Here is a 23505-nt window from a genome sequence, read left to right as displayed (position 1 = left end):
CGAAGGTACGGGCGACCACTGACAATCGCCTCTGACCTGCGGTGATGTCATGCGCGAGGGTGATTGTCAGTGGCGTGGTGCACGGTGGAGACCACAAGCCGGTCGAACGTGTCGAACGACCTGGAGGGGGAGCCGTGACCGTGTCCGAAATCGAGTCCGAGACCACCGGATCGCATGCCGAAGCCGCGGTGGAAGAGGCCCTGCGGCCCCATGCCGAGCAGGCCTTCGCCGGCGAGCTGGCCGCGCTCGCCGCGGCCGACGACCGTCCGCGCCCGGCCCGTTGGCGGCTCTCGCCGTGGGCGGTCGCCACCTATCTGCTCGGCGGCACCCTGCCCGACGGCACCGTGATCACGCCGAAGTACGTCGGACCCCGGCGCATCGTCGAGGTCGCCGTCACCACCTTGGCCACCGACCGCGCGCTGCTCCTGCTCGGCGTCCCCGGCACCGCGAAGACATGGGTGTCGGAGCATCTCGCGGCGGCCGTCAGCGGCGATTCCACGCTGCTCGTGCAGGGCACCGCGGGCACGCCCGAGGAGGCCGTCCGCTACGGCTGGAACTACGCCCAACTGCTGGCGCACGGCCCGAGCCGAGCCGCCCTCGTGCCCAGCCCGATCATGCGGGCCATGGCCGACGGCATGACCGCCCGGGTCGAGGAGCTCACCCGCATCCCCGCCGACGTACAGGACACCCTGATCACGATCCTGTCCGAAAAGACGCTGCCCATCCCGGAGTTGGGGTCCGAGACACAGGCCGTGCGGGGCTTCAACCTCATCGCCACGGCCAATGACCGCGACCGTGGGGTGAACGAGCTGTCCAGCGCGCTGCGGCGCCGCTTCAACACCGTCGTCCTGCCGCTGCCCGCGACGGCGGAGGCCGAGGTCGACATCGTCTCGCGCCGCGTCGACCAGCTCGGCCGCTCCCTCGACCTGCCGGCCGTGCCCGACGGGATGACGGAGATCCACCGGGTCGTCACCGTCTTCCGCGAACTGCGCGACGGGGTGACCGCCGATGGGCGCACCAAGCTCAAATCCCCATCCGGGACGCTCTCCACGGCCGAGGCGATCTCCGTGGTGACCGGCGGCCTCGCGCTCGCCGCACACTTCGGTGACGGCGTGCTCAGGGCGGGTGACGTCGCCGCCGGCATCCTCGGCGCGGTGGTGCGCGACCCGGCGGCCGACCGGGTCATCTGGCAGGAGTACCTGGAGACCGTGGTCCGTGAGCGGGACGGCTGGAAGGACTTCTACCGCGCCTGCCGCGAGGTGTCCGCGTGACGGCGCGTGCCTGCGCGCGAGGGCCCCTGCTGCTGGGGGTGCGTCATCACGGGCCGGGCTCGGCCCGGGCGGTGCTGGCCGCGCTGGAGGCCGCCCGGCCGCGCGCGGTCCTCATCGAGGGGCCGCCCGAGGGCGACGCCCTGCTCGACCTCGCCGCCGACGAGGCGATGCGGCTGCCCGTCGCGCTGCTCGCCCATGTCGTCGACGACCCGGGCCGGGCCGCGTTCTGGCCCATGGCCGAGTTCTCCCCGGAGTGGGTGGCGATCCGCTGGGCCCTGGCGCACGGCGCGCGGGTCCGCTTCATCGACCTGCCCGCCGCCCACTCGCTCGCCGCGGGCGAGGAGGCGGAGCCGGAGGACGGCGGCCCGCGCATCGACCCCGTCAGAGCGCTCGCCGAGACCGCCGGGTACGACGACCCGGAGCGCTGGTGGGAGGACGTCGTCGAGCACCGGGACGCGGCGGCGGACCCGGCGGCGCCGTTCGCCGCGCTCGGCGAGGCCATGGCCGTACTGCGCGAGACGTACGGCGACGGGGGCCACCCGCGCGACCTGGTCCGCGAGGCCCATATGCGGCAACAACTACGCGCCGCCACAAGGGAGTTCGGGGACGAGGTGGCCGTCGTCTGCGGGGCCTGGCATGTGCCCGCGCTGGCCGCGAAGTTCACCGTCGCGGCCGACCGCGCCCTGCTCAAGGGGCTGCCCAAGGTCAAGGCCGAGCTGACCTGGGTGCCCTGGACGCACCGCAGGCTCGCCCGTCGCAGCGGCTACGGCGCGGGCATCGACTCGCCGGGCTGGTACGGGCATCTGTTCAGCGCCCGGGACCGGCCGGTCGAGCGGTGGATGACCAAGGTGGCGGGGCTGCTGCGCGAGGAGGACTACGCGATCTCCCCGGCCCATGTCATCGAGGCCGTCCGGCTCGCCACGACGCTCGCCGCCCTGCGGGGGCGCCCGCTGCCCGGCCTCGCCGAGACCACCGACGCCGTACGGGCCGTGCTGTGCGAGGGCTCCGACGTGCCGCTCGGCCTGATCCAGGAACGGCTGATCGTCGGCGATGTGCTCGGCGAAGTGCCTGATGCGGCGCCGGCCGTCCCGCTCCAGCGCGACCTCGCCCGGGCCCAGCGCGGCCTGCGGCTCAAACCGGAGGCGCCGGAGCGGGAGCTGGAGCTCGACCTGCGCAAGGAGACCGACGCGGGCCGCAGCAGACTCCTGCACCGGTTGCGGCTGCTCGGCATCGACTGGGGCGAGCCGGTCCGGGCGCGTTCCACCGGCACCTTCCGGGAGAGCTGGCGGCTGCGCTGGGAGCCCGAGCTGTCGGTGCGGGTCGCCGAAGCGGGAGTGTGGGGCACCACCGTCCTGGGCGCGGCCACCGCGAAGGCGGAGTCGGTGGCGGCCGAGACGACGGCGCTCGTCGAGATCACCTCGCTCGCCGAGCGGTGCCTCCTCGCCGAACTGCCCGACGCGCTGCCGGTGGTGATGCGCGCGCTCGCCGACCGGGCCGCACTCGACACGGACGTCGCCCACCTCGCCCAGGCGCTGCCCGCGCTCGCCCGCACCCTGCGCTACGGAGACGTCCGGGGCACCACCACCGCGGGCCTCGCCGAGGTCGCGGCGGGCCTCGCCGAGCGGATCTGCGTCGGCCTGCCGCCCGCCTGCGCCGGGCTCGACGCGGACGGCGCCGCCGAGATGCGCACCCACCTCGACGCCGTCCACACCGCGACGGCCCTGCTGGTGGACCCGGCCGGCGCCGGCGCGGGCGGGCTCCGCGAGCGCTGGTCGTCGGTGCTCTCCCGGCTCGCCGCCCGCGACACCGTCCCCGGCGTCCTGCGCGGCCGTGCGGTGCGGCTGCTGCTGGACGACGGCCGTATCGAGAGCGAGGACGCGGCCCGCCACATGGGTCTCGCGCTCTCCCCTGGCACGGCCCCCGCCGACGCGGCCGCCTGGATCGAGGGGTTCGTCGGCGGGGCGTCGGGCGGCGGCATGCTCCTGGTCCACGACGAGCGGCTGCGCGGCCTGGTCGACGGCTGGCTGACGAGCGTGACCCCGGAGGCGTTCACCGACGTACTGCCGCTGCTGCGCAGGACGTTCGCCGCTTACGAGGCGGGTGTGCGGCGCACCCTGGGGGAGCTGGTGCGCCGCGGGCCCGCCGGACGCCCCGGGCCCGGTGACGCCGCCGCCCCCGGATTCGGCGCCGGCCTCGACGCGGCCCGCGCCGACGCCGTACTGCCCCTGGTGGCCCTGCTGCTCGGCCGCGCCGGCCCCGGCGGACTGCACGGCCCCGACGAACTCGACGAACTCGACGAACTCGACAGACCCGACGACCCGAACGGACCCGACGCGCTTGCCCGACGCAACGACCCCGCCCGCCGCGACGTTCCTGCCGGACCCGACGACCTCGATGACACCAACAGCCTTGTGGAGGTGGGGAGTTGATGACCAGCACGCGACCAAGTACTGACGAGCGGCTGCGGCGCTGGCGGCTGGTGCTCGGCGGGGAGCCCGGCGCCGAGGGCACAGGCCGGGCGCTCACCGGGCAGGACGCCGCCATGGACGGCGCGCTCGCCGCGCTCTATGTCCGCGGCAAGGGCACGGCCAAGGACCGCGGCGCGGGGCTCGGCGCGTCCGCGCCCTCCGTCGCCCGCTGGCTGGGGGACATCCGCGGGTACTTCCCGAGCTCCGTGGTGCAGATCATGCAGCGCGACGCCATCGAACGCCTCGGCCTCGCCACGCTGCTCCTGGAGCCGGAGATGCTGGAGGCGGTCGAGGCCGACGTCCATCTCGTGGGCACCCTGCTCTCCCTCAACAAGGCGATGCCCGAGACCACCCGGGAGACCGCCCGCGCCGTGGTCCGCAAGGTCGTCGCGGACTTGGAGAAGCGCCTCGCCACGCGCACCCGGGCCACCCTCACCGGCGCCCTGGACCGCAGCACCCGCATCAGCCGGCCCCGCCACCGCGACATCGACTGGGACCGCACCATCAGGGCCAACCTCAAGAACTATCTGCCCGAGCACGGCACCGTCGTGCCCGAGCGGCTGATCGGCCACGGGCGGGCGGCGCGAGGCGTGAAGAAGGACGTCGTGCTCTGCATCGACCAGTCCGGCTCGATGGCGGCGTCCGTCGTCTACGCCTCCGTGTTCGGCGCGGTGCTCGCCTCGATGCGCTCGATCGCGACCCGCCTGGTGGTCTTCGACACCGCCGTCGTCGACCTCACCGACCAGCTCGACGACCCCGTCGACGTCCTGTTCGGCACCCAGCTCGGCGGCGGCACCGACATCAACCGGGCGCTGGCGTACTGCCAGTCGCAGATCACCCGCCCCGCGGACACCGTGGTCGTTCTGATCAGTGATCTCTACGAGGGCGGGATACGGGACGAGATGCTGAAACGGGTCGCCGCGATGAAGGCGTCCGGGGTGCAGTTCGTGGCCCTGCTCGCGCTCTCCGACGAGGGCGCCCCCGCCTACGACCGCGAGCACGCCGCGGCCCTGGCCGCGCTGGGCGCCCCGGCCTTCGCCTGCACCCCCGACCTGTTCCCCGAGGTGATGGCCGCGGCGATCGAGCGCAGGCCCCTGCCGATACCCCAGGCGTGAGGGAGGTCATACCCCGACCCGCGCCGACCAGGTGATCTGTGACAGGTATCACCGCCCAGGTGTGATCTGCGATTTAGGGAGCCAGGTCCCGCGGAGATAACCTGCGAGACGGACATGCCGCGTACTCGGACCGTGTACGCCTCCCTCAGTGACAGCGCCGTCACGTTGCCCTTCGCGGCACGCCCAGCAGACAACGCAACCGCGATACCACTGAAAAGGGACGGACGCGCGTGGACCTGTTCGAGTACCAGGCGAGGGACCTCTTCGCCAAGCACGGTGTACCGGTGCTGGCCGGTGAAGTGATCGACACGCCTGAGGCGGCGCGCGAGGCCACTGAGCGTCTCGGCGGCAAGTCGGTCGTCAAGGCGCAGGTGAAGGTCGGTGGCCGCGGCAAGGCCGGCGGCGTGAAGCTGGCCGCCAACGCGGACGAGGCCGTCGCCCGCGCCACCGACATCCTCGGCATGGACATCAAGGGCCACACGGTCCACAAGGTGATGATCGCCGAGCTGTCCCCCGAGATCGAGGCCGAGTACTACGTCTCGTACCTCCTCGACCGCACCAACCGCACCTTCCTCGCCATGGCGTCGGTGCAGGGCGGCATGGACATCGAGGAGGTCGCGGAGAAGACCCCCGAGGCCCTCGCGAAGGTCCCGGTCAACGCCGTTGAGGGCGTCGACATCGAGAAGGCCCGCGAGATCGTGGCCCTCGCGAAGTTCCCGGCCGACGTGGCCGAGGGCGTCGCCGAGGCCATGGTGACCCTGTGGAAGACCTTCGTCGCCGAGGACGCGCTCCTCGTCGAGGTCAACCCGCTGGTGAAGACCAAGGACGGCCGCATCCTCGCCCTCGACGGCAAGGTGTCGCTCGACGAGAACGCCGAGTTCCGGCAGCCCGAGCACGAGGCTCTCGAGGACAAGGCCGCGGCCAACCCCCTCGAGGCGGCCGCCAAGGCCAAGAACCTCAACTACGTGAAGCTCGACGGCGAGGTCGGCATCATCGGCAACGGCGCGGGTCTCGTCATGAGCACCCTCGACGTCGTCGCGTACGCCGGTGAGAACCACGGCGGCGTGAAGCCGGCCAACTTCCTCGACATCGGCGGCGGCGCGTCCGCCCAGGTGATGGCGAACGGCCTGGAGATCATCCTCGGCGACGAGGACGTCAAGTCCGTGTTCGTCAACGTCTTCGGCGGCATCACCGCCTGCGACGAGGTCGCCAACGGCATCATCCAGGCGCTGGCCCTCCTCGCCGACAAGGGCGAAGAGGTCACCAAGCCGCTCGTCGTCCGTCTCGACGGCAACAACGCGGAGCTGGGTCGCAAGATCCTCAGCGACGCCAACCACCCGCTGGTGCAGCGCGTGGACACCATGGACGGCGCGGCCGACAAGGCCGCCGAGCTCGCGGCTGCGAAGTAAGGGAAGAGGTTAAGACACCACCATGGCTATCTTCCTCACCAAGGACAGCAAGGTCATCGTCCAGGGCATGACCGGCGCCACGGGCATGAAGCACACCAAGCTCATGCTGGCCGACGGCACCAACATCGTCGGCGGCGTGAACCCGCGCAAGGCCGGCACCTCCGTCGACTTCGACGGCACCGACGTCCCGGTCTTCGGTTCCGTCAAGGAAGCGATGGAGAAGACGGGCGCCGACGTCTCCGTCCTCTTCGTGCCGCCGGCCCACGCCAAGGCCGCCGTCGTCGAGGCGATCGACGCCGAGATCGGTCTCGCCGTCGTCATCACCGAGGGCATCGCGGTGCACGACTCCGCCGCCTTCTGGGCGTACGCGAACTCCAAGGGCAACAAGACCCGCATCATCGGCCCGAACTGCCCCGGTCTGATCACGCCGGGCCAGTCCAACGCCGGCATCATCCCGGGCGACATCACCAAGCCGGGCCGTATCGGCTTGGTGTCGAAGTCCGGCACGCTGACGTACCAGATGATGTACGAGCTGCGCGACATCGGCTTCTCGTCCGCCGTCGGCATCGGTGGCGACCCGGTCATCGGCACCACGCACATCGACGCGCTCGCCGCGTTCGAGGCCGACCCCGAGACCGACCTGATCGTGATGATCGGCGAGATCGGCGGCGACGCCGAGGAGCGTGCGGCCGACTACATCAAGGCCAACGTCACCAAGCCGGTCGTCGGCTACGTCGCGGGCTTCACCGCGCCCGAGGGCAAGACCATGGGCCACGCCGGCGCCATCGTCTCCGGTTCCTCCGGCACCGCCCAGGCGAAGAAGGAGGCCCTGGAGGCCGCCGGAGTCAAGGTCGGCAAGACGCCGACCGAGACCGCCAAGCTCGCGCGCGCCATCCTAGGCAGCTGAGCACCGCCTCGCCGAGCTGAGCTCTCCGCGTACGCGTCAAGGGCCCGCACCCCTCGCAGGGGTGCGGGCCCTCGTGCGTGTCCGGGCGCGGCGCGGCCGGTCAGCGGATGTCGAGGACCAGCCGGTGCGGCCCACGGGCCGGCTCCGTGCGCAGTTTGTCGCGCAGTTCGAGGTCCTCGCTGGTCAGCCGCTGCGGCCCGCTGTTGACGGGGACGCCTCCGACGCGTACGCCGAGCGGCACCGGCCGGACGTGGTGGTGCGGCACGGTCACCACGGTGAAGCTCGTCGCGCTCACGATCAGCGTGGTGAAGGCGATCGCGGACCGCGTCCAGAATCTGCGCCGCCGCTCGCCGCCGGTGCGTACGACCCGTGCGGACGGCAGCCGGGTCAGGGCGGGGGGCCCGGCGAGCGCGAGGTCGGTGATGCGCTCGCGCAGGACCGACGAGAGGGCCTCGGGGGTCTTGGCGCGCCGCGCCGCGGGAACCCGGTCCACCAGCGCGGCCCGCGCGTTCAGCACCCGGCTCGCGGCGGCCGGGGTGCTGGCCTCCATCTCGGCGGCCGCGTCCGGCAGGTCGAGCCCGAGCCCGTCGTAGAGCAGCGCGGTGCGCCGGTAGGCGGGCGGCAGATCGAGCAATGTGTCCAGCAGCGCCCGGCGTTCGGGCTCCACGGGCGGCTGGTCGGGGTGCTTGTGGGTGCGCCGGAAGCGGTGCCAGGGGGAGAGCGCGTACTCGTGCGCCGCGGCCCGCACCCACCCCACCGGATCCCGGTCGGTGGCGACCTGCGGCCAGTGCTCCCAGGCCAGGTGGAACGCGCGCTCCACGGACTCCCGCGCGAGCCGGGTCCGCCCGGTCAGCAGATAGGTCTGCTGGGCGAGGGCGGGCGCGGCGGCCAGATACAGCGCGTCGAAGGCCTGGGCGGGGGTGAGCGCGTCCGGTTCGGCGTCCTCGGCTTCGCCGGCTCGTGGGGTGCGGGGCGGGGGCGCGTGCGGTTCGGTGGCCGCGGCCTCGTCGCCCCGTGGGGTGTCGGTCCGGGGGGCGTGCGGTTCGGTGGGTGCGAGCTCGTCGCCCTGCGGGGTGTCGGGCGGGGTCGTGGCGTCGCCGCCCGGCGCCGGGTCCGCGGCTACCGCGCAGGATGCCTCCGCGCCGGCCCCCACGTGCTCCGACCCGCTGTCGCCCTTGGCAGTCCCGTCGGCGGTTGACGGGGTGGGGGAGGGGCCGGGTGTGGACGGGTCACGGGGGGTGGCCGGGGTGGTCGGGGTGCCTGGGGTGGCCGGAGGTGTCGCCGTGCTTCCAGCGGGGCGGGAGGACGGGGGCGCAGTGCCGTCCGGGTTGGCGGCGGCGGCCAGTTCCGACGCGATGGAGGCGAGGAAGCGGGCGTAGATCTGGCCCTTGCGTCCGCGCGGTGTGGTGCGGCCCGTCTCCCACGAGCGCACGGTCGCGCGGGTGACGCCGACCGTCGCCGCGACCTGCGCCTCGCTCAGATCCTTCGCCTCCCGCAGCCGGCGCCGCTCCTTGGGAGTGGGCAGGGGGGACATGGCGTCGGTGGCCTTGGTGTCGGCCGTGCTCTGTGTCATGAAGGGCTCCCAGGGCTCCCCGCGAAGGCCGTAACGGCTGTTGCACTGCGCACCCGGGGTGGCGCGGCGGAATACGCCGCCTCGGGTAAAAAGTACATAACCGTATATTGAGCGACACTTCGGTCATTCACGTGTTACCGGTAGAAAGCGCGTGTCGTTGGCAGCATGGCCGGGTGACCCAAGTGACCGAGCGCAGCCTGTTGTTGCCGACCGCCAGGGCGCGCTCCTCCGTGCTCGCCACCTGTTTGCTGCGCGGCGCGATCGCGGCGGGGCTCGGGCTCGGCGTCCTGGCCGTGGTGGTGATCGTGCTGTGGATCAGCTCCCCGTACCCCGACAGCGGGCCCGGCGGCGCCCTGCGCACGGCCGCCTCCCTGTGGCTGCTCGCCCATGGAACCCCGCTGGTCAGGCCGGAGACGCTGACCGGCGCACCCGCCCCGGTCGGACTGGTCCCGCTCCTGCTGGTGGCGCTGCCCGCCTGGCTCGCCCACCGCGCGGCCCGCGACGCGCTGATGCCCGACGACGAGGCGTACGACGAGGTCGACGCCGGGCCGCTCCCCTCGGGCCCGGCCGTGTTCGGGGCGGTGACCTGCGGATACCTGGCGGTGGCGGCGGCGGTCGTGCTGTACGCGGATGCCGGGCCGCTGCCCGCCGATCTGCTCGGCGCGGCGCTGCACGTGCCGCTCACCGTGGCCCTGGCGACCGCCGCCGGGGTCTGGACCGCGCACGGCCGCCCGGTCGGACCGCTGCCGGACGTGGTCCCGGCCCGGGTGCGGGCCGCCCTCCTGGGCGCTCCCGCACACGCGGCGGTACGGGCCGCGGGGGCCGCCACCGCGGTGTTGCTCGGCGGCGGCGCGCTGCTCGCGGGGGCCGGGCTGGCCTGGCACATCGGGGTCGCAGAGGACGCCTTCCTGCGGCTCGCGGAGGACTGGTCGGGACGGTTCGCGGTGCTGCTGCTCGCCGTCGCCCTGGTGCCGAACGCCGCCGTGTGGGGCGCCTCGTACGGCCTGGGCCCCGGCTTCGCCGTCGGTACGGGGGCGACGGCCGGCCCCCTCGGCGCGGCGGGCACCGCCACCCTGCCGCACTTCCCGCTGCTCGCCGCGGTGCCGCCCGCGGGCCACGGATCCTGGTGGACCTGGGCGGCCGGCGGGGTGCCCCTGCTGGCCGGCCTCGTCCTGGCCCGCTTCACCGCGCGGGCGGCCGTGAGCGAAGGGTGGGGGCGGCGCGCGACGGCGCGGGCCGCGCTGCTCGGGGCGGCCCTGTGCGGCTGCGCCCTCGCGGTCCTCGCGGCGGTCGCCGGCGGCCCGCTCGGCACCGGGAGCCTCGCCGCGCTCGGCCCGGTGTGGTGGCGTACGGGGGGCGCGGCGCTGGGGTGGGCGGCGGCGGTCGGGATGCCGGGGGCCCTGGTCCTGCGGGCCTGGCGGATGCGGCGGGCGGCGCCCCGGCGCCCGGTGCGGGCCCGGCTGGCGGCGGCGTTGGCGTGGCGGCCCGCACGGCGGAACCGCGGGGTCGCGGCGCCGGTGGTCGAGCGAGGTCCGGCCGACGACGGGGCGTACGACTTCCTGCCGCTCGGCGAGACCGGCCTCTGGCACGAGGAAGGCGCGCGGGAGGCCCGCTGGGCGGCGCTCAAGGAGGCCTCGGGCGGGCTCATGGCGGACATCCCCCCGACCGGGAGCGCACCACTCGCACCGCCGGTGCCGGGGCCCGTGCCGGGGCGGCCGGAGTCGATGCCGGGGGCGGGGGCGGGCCCGGGCGAATCGGCGGACCCGGCCGTCCGGGCGGACCCGGCAACACCGGCGGGCCCGGGCGCACCGGAGGCCGCATCCGGCCCTGGGTGGGAGGTCGCACCCGGTCCAGGACCTCAGGCCCACCTGAGTCAGCCGCAGGGCTCCCCGCCCAGGCCGACCCATGAGCCCGCCTTCGACCCGGCGGCCCAGCCTGACGAAGAGCCCCCGGCGGCTCCGACGACCGAGCCCGGGACCGGCCCTGGCCCGGATGCCCACGCGGCGCGGCCTGGCCCGGACGCCCCCGCCCCCGGGGCGCGGCCGGGCGCCGACTGACACCCACGCGGCCCCGGGCTACTCCTTGACGCCGAACAGCGGGACCAGCTTCTCCGGGATCAGGTCGTTGCAGGCCAGCTGGCCCGTCTTGGTGAGCGCGTCGTCCACGCAGGTGTAGTAGTCGCGGTAGACGAGCTGCATCGTGAAGCTCGACGCCACCACCGTGAGCGCGAGGACCGCCGTGACCAGGCCGGTCACCGCCGCCGTCACCTGCGGCTTGCCCGCGGACGAGGGCTGCGGCGCCTGCTGGGCCGCGGGCGCGGGCGCGGGGGAGGTCGCGGACGGCGCGGAGGGCGGCTTCGGCTTGGCGCGCAGCGAGCTGATCGCCCAGTACAGGCCGAGCGCACCCAGGAGCAGTGCGATCTCCGGCATGTCGAACAGGGCGAAGAAGAAGGCCCACATGCCGGAGAGCAGGGCGTAGCGGGCGCGGCGCTGGGCCGGGTCGGTGGGGTCCCAGCGCAGACCGCCGCCGGGCGGCGGCGGGTTCTGGCCCGGGCGGTCCTCGGGACGCTCGGGGCGTCGGCCGAAGACGCCGGGGGCGCGGCCCGGCTGGCGGTCGCTCCACTGGCTGCCCCAGGGTGAACCCTGGTTCGGGCCGCCCTGGCCGCCCTGGCCGCTCTGCCCCTCGTCCTCGCCCGCCGCCGGACGGCGCGGCTGCCACGGCTGGTCGGGGCGGCCCTCGGGCGGCGGGGCGAAGGGGTTGTCGTCGGCGGAGCCCGCTCCGGTGCCGCTTCCCGTGCCCTCGGGCCCCGCGTTCCCCGGGTCCGTCGAATGAGGGGAGCCAGGGGTGGAGGACTGGCGGGCTGCGAACAGCTGGTGGGGTCGGTCCTGCATCTGGTGAACGTCTTCCCCTCGGAACCCCCGCCGGCCGGTCGGGCCAGGGGGTCACATCTCGCAAACAAGTAAGTGAGACAGGTCTCGTCTCGTGGCGTCCTCCCAGACGCTACCTGGCGGTCCGGCCCCCGTCCCGTGGGGGCCGTCCGGTGTGCCGGTATCGTTGCTGACGGTCGGCGCTTTCGTAGAGTTCCCCGTATCGAGGGGCACGATTCGTTCGTACGACCACACAAAGACGTACGACCGCGAGAAAGAGCCCCGCCGTGGCCTCCCCGCCCACCTCCGCGTCCGCCTCCCCCGATCGCGTCCCGCCCGGAACGACCCGGCCCGCCCGGCTCGTGGTGCTGGTGTCCGGGTCCGGCACGAACCTTCAGGCCCTGCTCGACGCCATCGCCGCCGATCCGGACGGTTACGGCGCCGAGATCGTGGCCGTGGGCGCCGACCGGGACGCCATCGCGGGCCTGGAGCGCGCCGAGCGGGCCGGCCTCCCCACCTTCGTCTGCCGGGTCAAGGACCACGGCTCGCGCGAGGAGTGGGACGCGGCGCTCGCCGCGGCCACCGAGGCGTACGCGCCGGACCTGGTGGTCTCCGCCGGGTTCATGAAGATCGTGGGCAAGGAGTTCCTCGCCCGGTTCGGCGGCCGGGTGGTCAACACCCACCCCGCGCTGCTGCCCAGTTTCCCCGGAGCCCACGGCGTACGCGACGCGCTCGCGTACGGCGCGCGGGTCACCGGGTGCACCGTCCACTTCGTCGACGACGGCGTCGACACCGGCCCGATCATCGCCCAGGGCGTGGTCGAGATCCGGGACGAGGACGATGAAGCCGCTCTCCATGAGCGGATCAAGGAAGTCGAGCGAGCGCTGCTCGTCGATGTCGTGGGGCGCCTGGCCCGTAACGGCTACCGCATTGAGGGACGAAAGGTTCAGATCGGTGAACTCGGTTAGTACGGACACCGTCAAGCCCATCCGGCGGGCGCTGGTCAGCGTCTATGACAAGACGGGCCTTGAGGAGCTGGCGCAAGGGCTCCACGCGGCCGGGGTCGAGCTGGTGTCCACCGGGTCGACCGCCGCGAAGATCGCCGCCGCCGGGGTGCCGGTGACCAAGGTCGAGGAGCTCACCGGGTTCCCCGAGTGTCTCGACGGCCGGGTCAAGACGCTGCACCCCAAGGTGCACGCGGGCATCCTCGCCGACCTGCGCCTCGACGCGCACCGCGCGCAGCTCGACGAGCTCGGCGTACGCCCCTTCGAGCTCGTCGTGGTCAACCTGTACCCGTTCAAGGAGACCGTCGCCTCCGGCGCGAGCCCCGACGAGTGCGTGGAGCAGATCGACATCGGCGGCCCCTCGATGGTCCGCGCCGCCGCCAAGAACCACCCGTCGGTCGCCGTGGTCACCAGCCCGCAGCGGTACGCGGCCGTGCTCGACGCGGTCAAGAACGGCGGCTTCGACCTGACCGCCCGCAAGCGCCTGGCGGCAGAAGCGTTCCAGCACACCGCCGCGTACGACGTGGCCGTGGCGTCCTGGATGACCAATGTGTACGCGCCCGAGGAGGGCGGCGCCCAGCTCCCCGAGTTCCTCGGCGGCACCTGGGAGCGCAAGTCGACGCTGCGCTACGGCGAGAACCCGCACCAGGCCGCGGCCCTCTACACCGACGGACAGCCGGGCGGCATCGCCAACGCCGAGCAACTGCACGGCAAGGAGATGTCCTTCAACAACTACGTGGACACCGAGGCCGCGCGCCGCGCCGCCTACGACCACGACGAGCCCTGCGTCGCGATCATCAAGCACGCCAACCCGTGCGGCATCGCGATCGCCGACGACCTCGCCACCGCGCACCGCAAGGCGCACGAGTGCGACCCGCTCTCCGCGTTCGGCGGGGTCATCGCCGTCAACCGGCCGGTGACGGTGGCGATGGCCGAGCAGGTCGCCGAGATCTTCACCGAGGTCATCGCCGCCCCGGACTACGAGGACGGCGCGGTCGAGGTGCTGGCCCGCAAGAAGAACATCCGGGTGCTCAAGGTCGACGGCACCCCGCACCAGCCCGGCGACCTCAAGCCCGTCTCCGGCGGCGCCGTGCTCCAGCACACCGACGTCTTCCAGGCCGAGGGCGACGACCCCGCCAACTGGACGCTGGCGAGCGGAGAGGCCCTGTCCGAGGCCGAGTTGAAGGAACTCGCCTTCGCCTGGATCGCCTGTCGCGCCGTCAAGTCCAACGCGATCCTGCTCGCCAAGGACGGCGCCTCGGTCGGCGTCGGCATGGGCCAGGTCAACCGGGTCGACTCCGCGAAGCTCGCGGTGGAGCGGGCCGGCGAGGACCGGGCGCGTGGCTCCTACGCCGCGTCGGACGCGTTCTTCCCGTTCCCCGACGGCTTCGAAATCCTGGCGAACGCCGGGGTCAAGGCCGTGGTCCAGCCCGGCGGTTCGGTCCGTGACGAGCTGGTGGTTGAGGCCGCGAAGAAGGCGGGCGTGACGATGTACTTCACCGGCACCCGGCACTTCTTCCACTGACCCCCGACGCGCGAAGGGCCGCGCCCCCAGGGGAGCGCGGCCCGGCGACCGTACGGTGACGGTTACGGCTTCTTGATCACCAGCGTGCCGGCGGCACGGTCGTGCCAGCCCTGGAGCTTGCCGGAGTTGTCGAAGAACGGCGACAGGTAGACCAGGATGGCGCCGATGTAGCACAGGAACGCGCCGACGATCGGGATGATGTAGCGGATGAAGCCCGCGCCCAGACCCGGGTTCTGGCCCGTGTTCTCCTTCACCACGCGCAGGCCGAGGGCCATCTTGCCCAGGGTCGCGCCGACGAGGGAGACCATCAGCCACTCGTAGAGCAGCGTGAACGCGCCGATGACGGCGATCCAGGTGAACATCACGGAGATGAAGCCGGCGCTGGCGTCGTTCATGCAGGACGTGTAGTCGACCGAGTTGGGGTCGCAGTCCTTGGCGATGCCGACGGCGCCGGCCAGGCCGACCGCCATGAGGATGCCGAGGATGATGCCGATCGCGGCGCCGTCGATCAGGCGGGCGCCGAGCCGGCGGCCCATCGAGGCGACCTCGACGGTGCCGAGCACCGGCACGTTGATCATGCCGTTGTTGGCCTGGAGGGTGCCCGGAGCCTGCGGGTAGGCGCCGTACTGCGGCTGGCCGGGGGCCTGGCCGGGCTGCTGCGGGTAGCCGTAGCCCTGCTGCGGGGGGACGCCCTGGGGGGCCTGCTGGCCCTGCGGGTAGCCGTAACCGGGCTGGCCCTGCTGCTGACCGTAGGGGCCACCCTGCGGCGGCTGTTGGGGCTGCTGCCCGTAGGGGTTGTTCGGGTCGCCGAAGCTCATGACGGGTGTTCCTCCGTTGGTGTTGCGGGGACGACGCGGCCCGAGCGGAGGAATAGCTGTTATGAGCGGATCGCCCCCCGGCACTGCCCGCGGCACTGCGCGGATCATCGTTCTAAACGAGACATAAGTTTGTCCAGCCGGTTGCTGGATGTGTTGTGCAAGTGCAACTTGGGCGATCATGCGTCGCCCTGAAAGAATGGGAAACATGACCGCCCAGATTCTCGATGGCAAGGCCACCGCCGCAGCGATCAAGTCCGAACTGGCCGTCCGCGTGGCGGCCCTGAAGGAACGGGGCATCACACCCGGCCTGGGAACCGTCCTCGTCGGGGAGGACCCCGGCAGCCAGAAGTACGTCGCGGGCAAGCACCGCGACTGTGCCCAGGTCGGCATCGCCTCCATCCAGCGCGAGCTGCCCGCCACCGCCACGCAGGAGGAGATCGAGGCGGTGGTGCGGGAGTTGAACGACAACCCCGAGTGCACCGGCTACATCGTCCAGCTGCCGCTGCCCAAGGGCATCGACGAGAACCGCGTCCTGGAGCTGATGGACCCGGCGAAGGACGCCGACGGGCTGCACCCGATGAGCCTGGGCCGGCTCGTCCTCAACGAGCCCGGCCCGCTGCCCTGCACCCCGTACGGCATCATCCAGTTGCTCCGCAAGCACGGCGTGGAGATCAACGGGGCCGAGGTCGTCGTGGTCGGACGCGGTGTCACCATCGGGCGTTCCATGCCGCTGCTGCTCACCCGGCGCTCCGAGAACGCGACGGTCACCCAGTGCCACACCGGCACGCGTGATCTGTCGGCGCACCTGCGGCAGGCGGACATCATCATCGCCGCGGCCGGTGTCCCGCACCTGATCAAGCCGGAGGACGTGAAGCCGGGAGCGGCCGTCCTCGACGTCGGCGTCAGCCGCGACGAGAGCGGCAAGATCCTCGGCGATGTGCACCCCGGTGTCGCCGAGGTGGCCGGCTGGCTGTCGCCCAACCCCGGCGGGGTGGGCCCGATGACCCGCGCCCAGTTGCTCGTCAACGTCGTCGAGGCGGCCGAGCTCGCCGCCCAAGCGGGCTGACCGGAAAGGCCTGACGCCATGGGTGCTGGTAGGAGTCATGAGCCGGCCACGGAGGCGGAGCCGTCGGCCGCCGGGGGCGAGCCCGCCGGTGACGCGTCGTCGGCGCGGGCCCGCGCGGGCGGCTCACGCCGGTTCCCCTCCGTCACACGGGACACCGCGCGCCCCGAGGGCGGCGGTCGTGCCGCGCCCGGTGACGCGCCCGCACCCGCCCGTCAGTGGCCGCTGCTCACCGTGCTGATCGCGGTGGGCTTCGGCCTGTTGACGGTGGCGACCGAGCCGTTCGGGCAGGCCTTCCGGGTCGGGCTCGTCATCATCGGCGCCGCCCTGATGGCGGGCGCGGCCCTGCGCTGGACCCTGCCGTCGGTCGGCATGCTCGCCGTCAGGTCCCGCTTCACCGACATCACCACGTACGGGGTGCTCGGCGTGGTCATCGTGCTGCTCGCCCTCATGGCTCAGCCCCGGCCCTGGCTGAACATCCCGTTCCTGGAGGACGCGGTCCACTTCACGGTCCGCTGACGACCCCCAGCCGCCCCCCTGGGGCTTCGCCCCAGACCCCGTTCGCGCCTGAACGGCGCTCGTCCTCAATCGCCGGACAGGCTGGGTATGCCTGTGCTGGCCAGCACCGACCCCGCTGGGGGCGCGGGGAACTGCGCGCCCAGCCACGCACGGTCCGCAGCCGAAACCGGGGTTTCCTGGGGCTCCACCCCAGACCCCGTTCGCGCCTTAAGGGCGCTCGTCCTCAATCGCCGGACGGGCTGAGGTGGCCGATGCGGGCCGGCACCGATCCCGCTAGGGGCGCGGGGAACTGCGCGACCAGCCCACCAGGTGGGAGGGGGCCGCCGAACCGCCCCCCTCGGCGGCCGCCCAGGGGCCATTGAGGTGAACCGGGAGCCGCCACTACCGGTCAATGATCGATCAGCGTGAGACGTCCCACAGGGCTTGGGGGGTGTGGGACGCCCCGGGTCGGATAGCCTGACCGCTGGACATCTCTTCACGTCAAGATTCAGACGGTCGCACGTCAGGTTGCCGGCGTTTACGGGGTGCCCGGAAGCCAGGGGCAACCCCCCACCACCTGCTGTTTCTTACGGAGATCGCCATGACCCGCACTCCCGTGAATGTCACCGTCACCGGCGCGGCCGGCCAGATCGGCTACGCGCTGCTCTTCCGCATCGCCTCCGGTCACCTGCTCGGCCCGGACGTGCCGGTCAACCTGCGCCTCCTGGAGATCACCCCGGCCCTGAAGGCCGCCGAGGGCACCGCCATGGAGCTCGACGACTGCGCGTTCCCGCTGCTGCGCTCCATCGAGATCACCGACGACGCCAACGTCGCCTTCGACGGCGCCAACGTGGCCCTGCTCGTCGGCGCCCGCCCGCGCACCAAGGGCATGGAGCGCGGCGACCTGCTCGCCGCCAACGGCGGCATCTTCAAGCCGCAGGGCAAGGCGATCAACGACAACGCCGCGGACGACATCAAGGTCCTCGTCGTCGGCAACCCGGCCAACACCAACGCGCTCATCGCGCAGGCCTCCGCCCCGGACGTACCGGCCGAGCGCTTCACCGCGATGACCCGTCTCGACCACAACCGGGCGCTCACGCAGCTGGCGAAGAAGACCGGCACCACCGTCTCCGACATCAAGCGCCTGACCATCTGGGGCAACCACTCGGCCACCCAGTACCCCGACATCTTCCACGCGGAGATCGCCGGCAAGAACGCCGCCGAGGTCGTGAACGACCAGCAGTGGCTGGCCGACGAGTTCATCCCGACCGTCGCCAAGCGCGGCGCCGCGATCATCGAGGCCCGTGGCGCGTCCTCGGCCGCCTCGGCCGCCAACGCCGCCATCGACCACGTGCACACCTGGGTCAACGGCACCGCCGAGGGCGACTGGACCTCGATGGGCATCCCCTCGGACGGCTCCTACGGCGTCCCCGAGGGCCTCATCTCGTCCTTCCCGGTCACCGTCAAGGACGGCCAGTACTCGATCGTCCAGGGCCTGGACATCAACGAGTTCTCCCGCGCGCGCATCGACGCCTCCGTCAAGGAGCTCGCCGAGGAGCGCGACGCGGTCCGCGAGCTCGGCCTCATCTGAGCCCGGCCGCAACCGGGCCCGGCGCCCGGCCGCAACCGGGCCCGGCGCCCGGCCGCAACCGGGCCCGGCGCCCAGCCCCAACCGGGCCCGGCGGTACGCCCGTTGAAGCACCCGTGACGAAGCCCCGGCAGCCACTGCCGGGGCTTCGCCCGTTCCCGCCTACTCCCGCGCCGCGTCCCGGGTCAGCTGGACGGCGGCGAGCAGGCTGAGCTCCGGCCGCGCCTGGCGCAGCGCCTTGACGGCCCGTACCGACTCGTCGTCGGGGCCCGCGTAGCCGACCGAGGCCCGCTGCTCGCGCACCCAGCGCCCGCGCAGCTCGCGCTCCGGCCGCTCGGCCGCCCGCTCGACGATGGCCAGGGCCGCCTCCAAGCCGGGCCGCTCGGCCTCACCCGCGTCCGTCAGCGCCTCGCGCAGCGCCCCCGCGATCTCGTCCGCGTCCCGCAGCACCAGGACCGACATCTCCTTGCGACCCCACATGGGACTCCCCGTTCGTTGTGTTCCTGCTCCTCGATGTAGTACTTCTTATACATGAGCGAGCAGGTGCACAACAGGTTGGCGATGGTGCGTGCCGAACGGAAGGTGTCGCGCCAGAGCCTGGCCGAGGCGGTGGGTGCCCACTACCAGACCATCGGCTACATCGAGCGCGGGCAGTACAACCCGAGCCTCGACCTGGCGTTGAAGATCGCGCGGTACTTCGGCCTGCCGGTCGAGGCGCTGTTCTCCCTCGAACCGTTCCGCCCGCTCACCGACGAGGCCTACGGGAGGAACCAGTGAGCAACGCCCAACTGACGCGCTACGACCGCCGGATGCAGGCGATCATGAACCGGCGGGAGGCGGCGCCGCTGTACGCGACCGCGGCGCGGCGCCGGACCGTGGTCGCGGTCCACGTCCTGCTGACCGCCGCGTCCGTGGCGAGCTGGGGGCGCCACCCGTTCGTTCTGCTCGCCCTGCTGCTGCCGTGGTGCGTGGCCACCGGCGCCATCAACGCCGCCACCCGGGGCCTGCTCGAACTGCGCCGCCGGGCCCTGGACGAGCGTCAGCGCGCCGAGCGCAGCGAGGTGCTGGCCCGCGCCCACCGCCTCACCACGGGGCTGCTGCTCGTCACCGTGCTCGGTGTCGGGGGATACGCGATGGCGGGCGGGGACCTGACGGGCGTGGTCCTTCCGGTGCTGCTCGGCGCCCTGGTCGCGCACTGGCTGATGCCGATGTGGGTGGCGGGCCTGCGCGCCCAGGACGAGCCGGACGACGAGTAGCGGATACGCGAACGCGCGCGTGCCCCGGCCGCTTCGGCCGGGGCACCCTCGTTCACGTATGCATCGCTACAGCTCGCGCACCTGGCGGGCGATGTCCCGCACCGCCTGCGTCGCGCGGATCTGGAGGCCGGGCCCGAAGGTGATGCGGCCCGCGCCCAACTCGCCAAGCCGGCGCGGCCCGGGGGCGTCCGGCAGGACCGCCATGTTGACCGGCACCGGGACGGCCGCCGCGATCTTCGGCAGGTGCTCCGGGGGCGCGCCGAACGGGTACACGCCGTCCGCGCCCGCCGCCACATAGGCCCGGGCCCGCGCGATCGCCGCGTCGAGCTCGGGCACGCCGCGCAGATAGGTGTCGACCCGGGCGTTGATGAACAGCGCGTCGCCCGCCTCCGCCCGCACCTCGGCCAGCCAGTCGGCGTGCCGGGCCGGGTCCTTGAGGACGCCCTCGGCGGAGTCCTCCAGGTTGCAGCCGACCGCGCCCGTCTCCAGGAGGCGGGCCACCAACTCCTTGGGAGCGAGGCCGTAGCCGCCCTCGACGTCCGCGGAGACCGGGATCGAGACGGACCGTACGATCCGGGCGACGGCGGCGAACATCTCCTCCGCCGGGGTCGAGCCGTCCTCGTACCCCAACGACGCCGAGACCCCCGCGCTCGGCGTCGCCAGGGCGGGGAACCCCGCATCCTCGAAGACCCGGGCGCTGGCCGCGTCCCAGGGTCCCGGCAGGACCAGCGGGTCGCCCGATGCGCGCCCCTGGTGCAGGGCGCGGAAGGCGGCGGCGGGACTCGGCTGTGCCATGGTGTCTCTCCTGGTGCTGTGCGGTGCCGCAGGACTCGCGTGAGGCGGCCCTGCGAACGGTAACTCCCCTGACGGCAGGGTCACTTGTACATGCCGGGGGTGTAGTGGCCCGGCACCCCACGGGTGGTCACGCCGAAGCGGTTCCAGGCGTTGATGACGGTGATGGCCGCGATGAGGTGGGCCAGCTCGGCCTCGTCGAAGTGCTTGGCGGCGCGCTCGTACACCTCGTCCGGGACGAAGCCGTCGGTCAACACCGTGACCGCCTCGGTCAGTTCGAGCGCCGCGAGCTCCTTCTCGGTGTAGAAGTGCGCCGACTCCTCCCAGGCACTGAGCTGGATGATTCGCTCCACCGACTCGCCGGCCGCGAGCGCGTCCTTGGTGTGCATGTCGAGGCAGAGGGCGCAGTGGTTGAGCTGGGAGGCGCGGATCTTGACCAGCTCGGCGATCACCGGATCGATGCCCTGCTCGGCGGCGGCGTTCAGCTTGATCATGGCCTTGTAGACCTCGGGCGCGGCCTTGGCCCAGGGGAGGCGGGGGGCGTGCTCGGGTGCGTAGGTCTTGCTCTCGTTGGTGGTCATGGGACGACCGTACGGTTCGTGTGGCACCCGGGTATGGTCCATTCCCATGGTGAAATCCTGGGCCACTTCGGCGGAAACGCTCGGTGTCGATCTCCATCTCGACCTGAAGGGCGCGGGCCTGCGCTCCGGGCTCATGGACGCGCTGCGCGAGGCCGTGCGCGGGGGACGGCTCACCCCCGGCACCCGGCTGCCCTCCTCGCGCACCCTCGCCGCGGACCTCGGCATCGCCCGCAACACCGTCGCCGACGCCTACGCCGAGCTGGTCGCGGAAGGCTGGCTCACCGCCCGCCAGGGGTCGGGGACGCGGGTGGCCCAGCGCGCCGCGGCCCGCCCCGACCGGGGCCGCGTCCACCGGCTGCCGACCCGCCGCAAGCCCACCTACAGCCTGATGGCGGGCTCGCCCGACCTCGCCCGCTTCCCGCGCGCCGAGTGGCTCAAGGCGGCCCGCCGGGCGCTCGCGGCGGCCCCGCATGAGGCGTTCGGCTTCGGCGATCCGCGCGGCCGCGTCGAACTGCGCACGGTCCTCGCGGACTATCTGGCCCGCTCACGCGGCGTGTACGCCTCACCGGAGCGCATCGTCGTCTGCTCCGGCTTCGTGCACGGCCTGATGCTGATGGGCCAGGTGCTGCGGGCGCGCCGGGCCCGGCAGGTGGCGGTCGAGGCGTACGGACTCGACTTCCACTGGAAGCTGCTCAGCGACGCGGGGCTGCGCACCACGCCGCTCTCGATCGACGAACAGGGCACCCGCGCCGACGAGTTGGGGAACGACAGAGGGGTGGGGGCGGTGCTCATGACACCGGCGCACCAGTTCCCGATCGGGCTCCCGCTGCTGCCCGACCGGCGCGCGGCGGCCGTCGACTGGGCGCGCGCCACCGGCGGACTGATCCTGGAGGACGACTACGACGGCGAGTTCCGCTACGACCGCCAGCCGGTCGGCGCGCTGCAAGGACTCGACCCCGATCGGGTCGTCTACATGGGTACGGCCAGCAAGTCGCTGGCGCCCGGTCTACGGCTGGGCTGGATGGTGTTGCCCGAATCGCTCGTCGGAAGCGTGGCGGAGGCGAAGGGCCACGGCGACTCGTGCGGGGTGCTGGACCAGCTCACGCTCGCCGAGTTCATCGACTCCGGCGCCTACGACCGCCATGTTCGCGGCATGCGGCTGCACTACCGGCGCCGGCGGGACGAACTGGTCGCGGCGCTGGCCGAGCACGCGCCCGACATCGGAGTGACCGGGCTCGCGGCGGGACTTCACGTCGTGCTGAGTCTGCCGCCGGGTGTCGATGAACGCAGAGTGGTCCAAGCAGCCGCGTGGCAGGGCCTCGCCATCCAGGGCCTCGGGGCGTTCCGCCACCCCGACGCGAACGCCGCGGAGTGGAACGGCCTCGTCGTCGGCTACGGCACACCCTCCGACTCGGCGTGGCCGGGCACGCTGGACGCGTTGCTGCGGGTGCTGGCGGCGGTGGGGGCGTGAGGAAGCCCGGACCGGGGGCTCGCGAAGGGGGCTTCCCTGTAGGGGAGCTATGAGCAGGCCCGGGCAGGCGTAGAGGGTCGTCGTTCCGGGCCCGCCCTTGGGGCCGGCGAGAGGCTGTCAGGGTTCCGCGACGACCGGGACGGGGTTGTCCGGACGGTCGAGCCACGCCCGCTCGCCGTCGCCGTCCACGGTCAGGCCGAACCGCTCGAACCCGGGCCGTCCCTGCTCGTCCCACCAGAGGTACGCCGCGACCACCTCGTCCCAGAGATCACGAGGCCCCGACTGGTAGACCTCGAATTCCTTGCGGCGGGGCACGAAGTCGACTGTTGCCCACGACGTAACAGCCGTGTCCCGCAGCCACAGCGTGTAAGAGCCGTCGTCGTACGTCTCGGCCCACGGGAATGCGTCGGGCACCTGCACCCCGATGGCGAACATGACCGGCCAGTCCCCCACCGAATCCGGGGAGACGCTGGTCATGCTCTGCCGTCCGTCCGCCGGCCACTTCCGGCCCTTGAGGTATGCGCGGACGTGCTTCCGTTCGGTGCGCTGTGCGCGTAGCCGCATGAACGCAGACGACCCGAGGAACCACCCGGTAGCCGTCCCGTCCTCGGCCACAGCGAGACGCGCCACCGCTTCCCCGCCGTAGGTCGGCCCCCAGGGTGCAACGATGAGCCCGCCCGGTTTCGTCTGCGCGACCCATTGCCGGGGCACGCTGCCGATGGAGCAGGTGGCGATCACGCGGTCGTACGGGGCACCCTCGGCGTATCCATCGGCCCCGTCGCCGACGACGGTGAGCGGCTCGAATCCGGCCGCTTTCAGACGACCCCGCGCATCTCTCGCGCTGGCTTCGTCCACTTCCACCGTGACGACGTTCTCAGCGCCGACCCGATGGGAGAGCAGCGCGGCATTCCAGCCGGTGCCGGTGCCGATCTCCAACACCTTGTGTCCTGTCCCGACGTTCAGTGCATCGAGCATCGAGAAGACCATGGTCGGCATCGAGTTGGAGGAAGACGGAACCTTGCCCTTTCCGGGGCCGGTGTGCGCGCCGTCATCCCATTGCGTCGTGATCGGCGCATCGCGGTAAACCGCCGACCACCAAACCTCGGGTTCCTCGCTGCGGAGCACGCGGTCGGTCTGGCGATTCATGCCGGCGCGGCCGGGCCAGATCGCATCCGGGAGGAACAGATGCCGGGGCACCGCATGGAATGCGGGCAACCAATCGCTTGTGAGTGCTCCCTTTTTCATGAGCGCAGAGGCGAGCCCCGAAGGGCCCGCCTCCTCTACGCGGTCAATCATCGG

General features: G+C 72.8%; 21 protein-coding genes. 14 read left to right on the top strand and 7 right to left on the bottom strand.

Annotated features, from left to right (window positions below):
• Nucleotides 1-44: 44 nt before the first annotated feature.
• The 5 genes from DWB77_RS15420 (at nt 45) to sucD (ending at nt 7170) form a co-directional block, all read left to right on the top strand.
• A complete protein-coding gene (locus DWB77_RS15420) occupies nt 45-1271 on the top strand; it encodes an ATP-binding protein (RefSeq protein WP_428985122.1) in 1227 nt (408 codons plus the stop codon).
• Nucleotides 1268-3700 carry a DUF5682 family protein gene (locus tag DWB77_RS15415; RefSeq protein ID WP_246033537.1) on the top strand — a complete coding sequence of 811 codons (2433 nt, stop codon included), beginning with the start codon at nt 1268-1270 and terminating at the stop codon, nt 3698-3700. The genes DWB77_RS15420 and DWB77_RS15415 overlap by 4 nt, the downstream gene beginning before the upstream one ends.
• The gene (locus DWB77_RS15410) at nt 3700-4854 is read left to right on the top strand and encodes a VWA domain-containing protein (RefSeq protein ID WP_120721828.1); all 1155 of its coding nucleotides are present in this window, start codon (nt 3700-3702) and stop codon (nt 4852-4854) included. The genes DWB77_RS15415 and DWB77_RS15410 overlap by 1 nt, the downstream gene beginning before the upstream one ends.
• Before the next feature lie 230 nt (nt 4855-5084).
• A complete protein-coding gene (gene sucC, locus DWB77_RS15405) occupies nt 5085-6263 on the top strand; it encodes an ADP-forming succinate--CoA ligase subunit beta (protein WP_120721827.1) in 1179 nt (392 codons plus the stop codon).
• Nucleotides 6264-6285: 22 nt separating this feature from the next.
• Entirely contained in the window at nt 6286-7170 is an 885-nt protein-coding gene (gene sucD, locus DWB77_RS15400) for a succinate--CoA ligase subunit alpha (protein ID WP_120721826.1), read from the top strand.
• A 100-nt stretch (nt 7171-7270) separates the two neighbouring features.
• Here sucD and DWB77_RS15395 read toward each other — a convergent pair whose 3' ends face one another.
• Entirely contained in the window at nt 7271-8743 is a 1473-nt protein-coding gene (locus tag DWB77_RS15395; protein ID WP_120721825.1) for a helix-turn-helix domain-containing protein, read from the bottom strand.
• A 173-nt stretch (nt 8744-8916) separates the two neighbouring features.
• Between DWB77_RS15395 and DWB77_RS39285 the strand changes: the two genes are divergently transcribed.
• Nucleotides 8917-10800, top strand: coding sequence for a cell division protein PerM (locus DWB77_RS39285; protein ID WP_281280002.1), 1884 nt, complete (start codon nt 8917-8919; stop codon nt 10798-10800).
• Between the two features lie 18 nt (nt 10801-10818).
• Here DWB77_RS39285 and DWB77_RS15385 read toward each other — a convergent pair whose 3' ends face one another.
• A complete protein-coding gene (locus tag DWB77_RS15385; RefSeq protein ID WP_120721823.1) occupies nt 10819-11634 on the bottom strand; it encodes a hypothetical protein in 816 nt (271 codons plus the stop codon).
• Nucleotides 11635-11972: 338 nt separating this feature from the next.
• Here DWB77_RS15385 and purN point away from each other — a divergent pair, with 338 nt between their 5' ends.
• Nucleotides 11973-12578, top strand: coding sequence for a phosphoribosylglycinamide formyltransferase (purN, locus tag DWB77_RS15380; protein WP_120727818.1), 606 nt, complete (start codon nt 11973-11975; stop codon nt 12576-12578).
• Nucleotides 12505-14139, top strand: coding sequence for a bifunctional phosphoribosylaminoimidazolecarboxamide formyltransferase/IMP cyclohydrolase (gene purH / locus DWB77_RS15375; protein ID WP_120721822.1), 1635 nt, complete (start codon nt 12505-12507; stop codon nt 14137-14139). The genes purN and purH overlap by 74 nt, the downstream gene beginning before the upstream one ends.
• A gap of 62 nt (nt 14140-14201) precedes the next feature.
• On the opposite strand, the gene DWB77_RS15370 is transcribed toward purH, so the two are convergent.
• Nucleotides 14202-14957, bottom strand: coding sequence for an RDD family protein (locus DWB77_RS15370; protein ID WP_120721821.1), 756 nt, complete (start codon nt 14955-14957; stop codon nt 14202-14204).
• Nucleotides 14958-15162: 205 nt separating this feature from the next.
• Here DWB77_RS15370 and DWB77_RS15365 point away from each other — a divergent pair, with 205 nt between their 5' ends.
• The 3 genes from DWB77_RS15365 (at nt 15163) to DWB77_RS15355 (ending at nt 18109) form a co-directional block, all read left to right on the top strand.
• The gene (locus DWB77_RS15365; RefSeq protein WP_120721820.1) at nt 15163-16023 is read left to right on the top strand and encodes a bifunctional methylenetetrahydrofolate dehydrogenase/methenyltetrahydrofolate cyclohydrolase; all 861 of its coding nucleotides are present in this window, start codon (nt 15163-15165) and stop codon (nt 16021-16023) included.
• An 18-nt stretch (nt 16024-16041) separates the two neighbouring features.
• Nucleotides 16042-16539 (top strand): DUF3017 domain-containing protein, encoded by a 498-nt coding sequence (locus tag DWB77_RS15360; protein ID WP_120721819.1) that lies wholly within the window; start codon nt 16042-16044, stop codon nt 16537-16539.
• Between the two features lie 580 nt (nt 16540-17119).
• Nucleotides 17120-18109 (top strand): malate dehydrogenase, encoded by a 990-nt coding sequence (locus tag DWB77_RS15355; protein ID WP_120721818.1) that lies wholly within the window; start codon nt 17120-17122, stop codon nt 18107-18109.
• A 159-nt stretch (nt 18110-18268) separates the two neighbouring features.
• On the opposite strand, the gene DWB77_RS15350 is transcribed toward DWB77_RS15355, so the two are convergent.
• Nucleotides 18269-18586: a hypothetical protein gene (locus DWB77_RS15350; RefSeq protein WP_120721817.1), complete on the bottom strand. Its 318-nt coding sequence runs from the start codon at nt 18584-18586 to the stop codon at nt 18269-18271.
• Between the two features lie 51 nt (nt 18587-18637).
• On the opposite strand from DWB77_RS15350, the gene DWB77_RS15345 reads away from it, so the two are divergent.
• Together DWB77_RS15345 and DWB77_RS15340 are read left to right on the top strand one after the other, a co-directional pair.
• Nucleotides 18638-18883 carry a helix-turn-helix transcriptional regulator gene (locus tag DWB77_RS15345; RefSeq protein ID WP_120721816.1) on the top strand — a complete coding sequence of 82 codons (246 nt, stop codon included), beginning with the start codon at nt 18638-18640 and terminating at the stop codon, nt 18881-18883.
• Between the two features lie 44 nt (nt 18884-18927).
• Nucleotides 18928-19362 (top strand): hypothetical protein, encoded by a 435-nt coding sequence (locus tag DWB77_RS15340; protein ID WP_428985192.1) that lies wholly within the window; start codon nt 18928-18930, stop codon nt 19360-19362.
• A gap of 66 nt (nt 19363-19428) precedes the next feature.
• Here the strand turns inward: DWB77_RS15340 and DWB77_RS15335 are convergent, their stop codons facing one another.
• A complete protein-coding gene (locus tag DWB77_RS15335) occupies nt 19429-20157 on the bottom strand; it encodes an isocitrate lyase/PEP mutase family protein (RefSeq protein WP_120721814.1) in 729 nt (242 codons plus the stop codon).
• 80 nt (nt 20158-20237) lie between these two features.
• Nucleotides 20238-20735 carry a carboxymuconolactone decarboxylase family protein gene (locus DWB77_RS15330; RefSeq protein ID WP_120721813.1) on the bottom strand — a complete coding sequence of 166 codons (498 nt, stop codon included), beginning with the start codon at nt 20733-20735 and terminating at the stop codon, nt 20238-20240.
• 46 nt (nt 20736-20781) lie between these two features.
• On the opposite strand from DWB77_RS15330, the gene DWB77_RS15325 reads away from it, so the two are divergent.
• Nucleotides 20782-22206 carry a PLP-dependent aminotransferase family protein gene (locus DWB77_RS15325; RefSeq protein ID WP_120721812.1) on the top strand — a complete coding sequence of 475 codons (1425 nt, stop codon included), beginning with the start codon at nt 20782-20784 and terminating at the stop codon, nt 22204-22206.
• A gap of 117 nt (nt 22207-22323) precedes the next feature.
• On the opposite strand, the gene DWB77_RS15320 is transcribed toward DWB77_RS15325, so the two are convergent.
• A complete protein-coding gene (locus tag DWB77_RS15320; RefSeq protein ID WP_174248560.1) occupies nt 22324-23502 on the bottom strand; it encodes a methyltransferase domain-containing protein in 1179 nt (392 codons plus the stop codon).
• Nucleotides 23503-23505 lie beyond the last annotated feature (3 nt).

The organism is Streptomyces hundungensis (assembly GCF_003627815.1).
Taxonomy (GTDB): domain Bacteria; phylum Actinomycetota; class Actinomycetes; order Streptomycetales; family Streptomycetaceae; genus Streptomyces; species Streptomyces hundungensis_A.
Note: the sequence above shows the minus strand (reverse complement) of the source record. Positions and strands in the feature narration are given on the sequence as shown.

Excerpts from the sequence above, each read along its gene's own strand:
- DWB77_RS15420 (WP_428985122.1), top strand. The coding sequence starts at position 45 with ATGTCATGCGCGAGGGTGATTGTCAGTGGCGTGGTGCACGGTGGAGAC.
- DWB77_RS15410 (WP_120721828.1), top strand. The coding sequence starts at position 3,700 with ATGACCAGCACGCGACCAAGTACTGACGAGCGGCTGCGGCGCTGGCGG.
- sucD (WP_120721826.1), top strand. The coding sequence starts at position 6,286 with ATGGCTATCTTCCTCACCAAGGACAGCAAGGTCATCGTCCAGGGCATG.
- DWB77_RS15395 (WP_120721825.1), bottom strand. The coding sequence starts at position 8,743 with ATGACACAGAGCACGGCCGACACCAAGGCCACCGACGCCATGTCCCCC.
- DWB77_RS15385 (WP_120721823.1), bottom strand. The coding sequence starts at position 11,634 with ATGCAGGACCGACCCCACCAGCTGTTCGCAGCCCGCCAGTCCTCCACC.
- purH (WP_120721822.1), top strand. The coding sequence starts at position 12,505 with ATGTCGTGGGGCGCCTGGCCCGTAACGGCTACCGCATTGAGGGACGAA.
- DWB77_RS15370 (WP_120721821.1), bottom strand. The coding sequence starts at position 14,957 with ATGAGCTTCGGCGACCCGAACAACCCCTACGGGCAGCAGCCCCAACAG.
- DWB77_RS15365 (WP_120721820.1), top strand. The coding sequence starts at position 15,163 with ATGACCGCCCAGATTCTCGATGGCAAGGCCACCGCCGCAGCGATCAAG.
- DWB77_RS15360 (WP_120721819.1), top strand. The coding sequence starts at position 16,042 with ATGGGTGCTGGTAGGAGTCATGAGCCGGCCACGGAGGCGGAGCCGTCG.
- DWB77_RS15355 (WP_120721818.1), top strand. The coding sequence starts at position 17,120 with ATGACCCGCACTCCCGTGAATGTCACCGTCACCGGCGCGGCCGGCCAG.
- DWB77_RS15350 (WP_120721817.1), bottom strand. The coding sequence starts at position 18,586 with ATGTGGGGTCGCAAGGAGATGTCGGTCCTGGTGCTGCGGGACGCGGAC.
- DWB77_RS15345 (WP_120721816.1), top strand. The coding sequence starts at position 18,638 with ATGAGCGAGCAGGTGCACAACAGGTTGGCGATGGTGCGTGCCGAACGG.
- DWB77_RS15340 (WP_428985192.1), top strand. The coding sequence starts at position 18,928 with ATGAACCGGCGGGAGGCGGCGCCGCTGTACGCGACCGCGGCGCGGCGC.
- DWB77_RS15335 (WP_120721814.1), bottom strand. The coding sequence starts at position 20,157 with ATGGCACAGCCGAGTCCCGCCGCCGCCTTCCGCGCCCTGCACCAGGGG.
- DWB77_RS15330 (WP_120721813.1), bottom strand. The coding sequence starts at position 20,735 with ATGACCACCAACGAGAGCAAGACCTACGCACCCGAGCACGCCCCCCGC.
- DWB77_RS15325 (WP_120721812.1), top strand. The coding sequence starts at position 20,782 with ATGGTGAAATCCTGGGCCACTTCGGCGGAAACGCTCGGTGTCGATCTC.
- DWB77_RS15320 (WP_174248560.1), bottom strand. The coding sequence starts at position 23,502 with ATGATTGACCGCGTAGAGGAGGCGGGCCCTTCGGGGCTCGCCTCTGCG.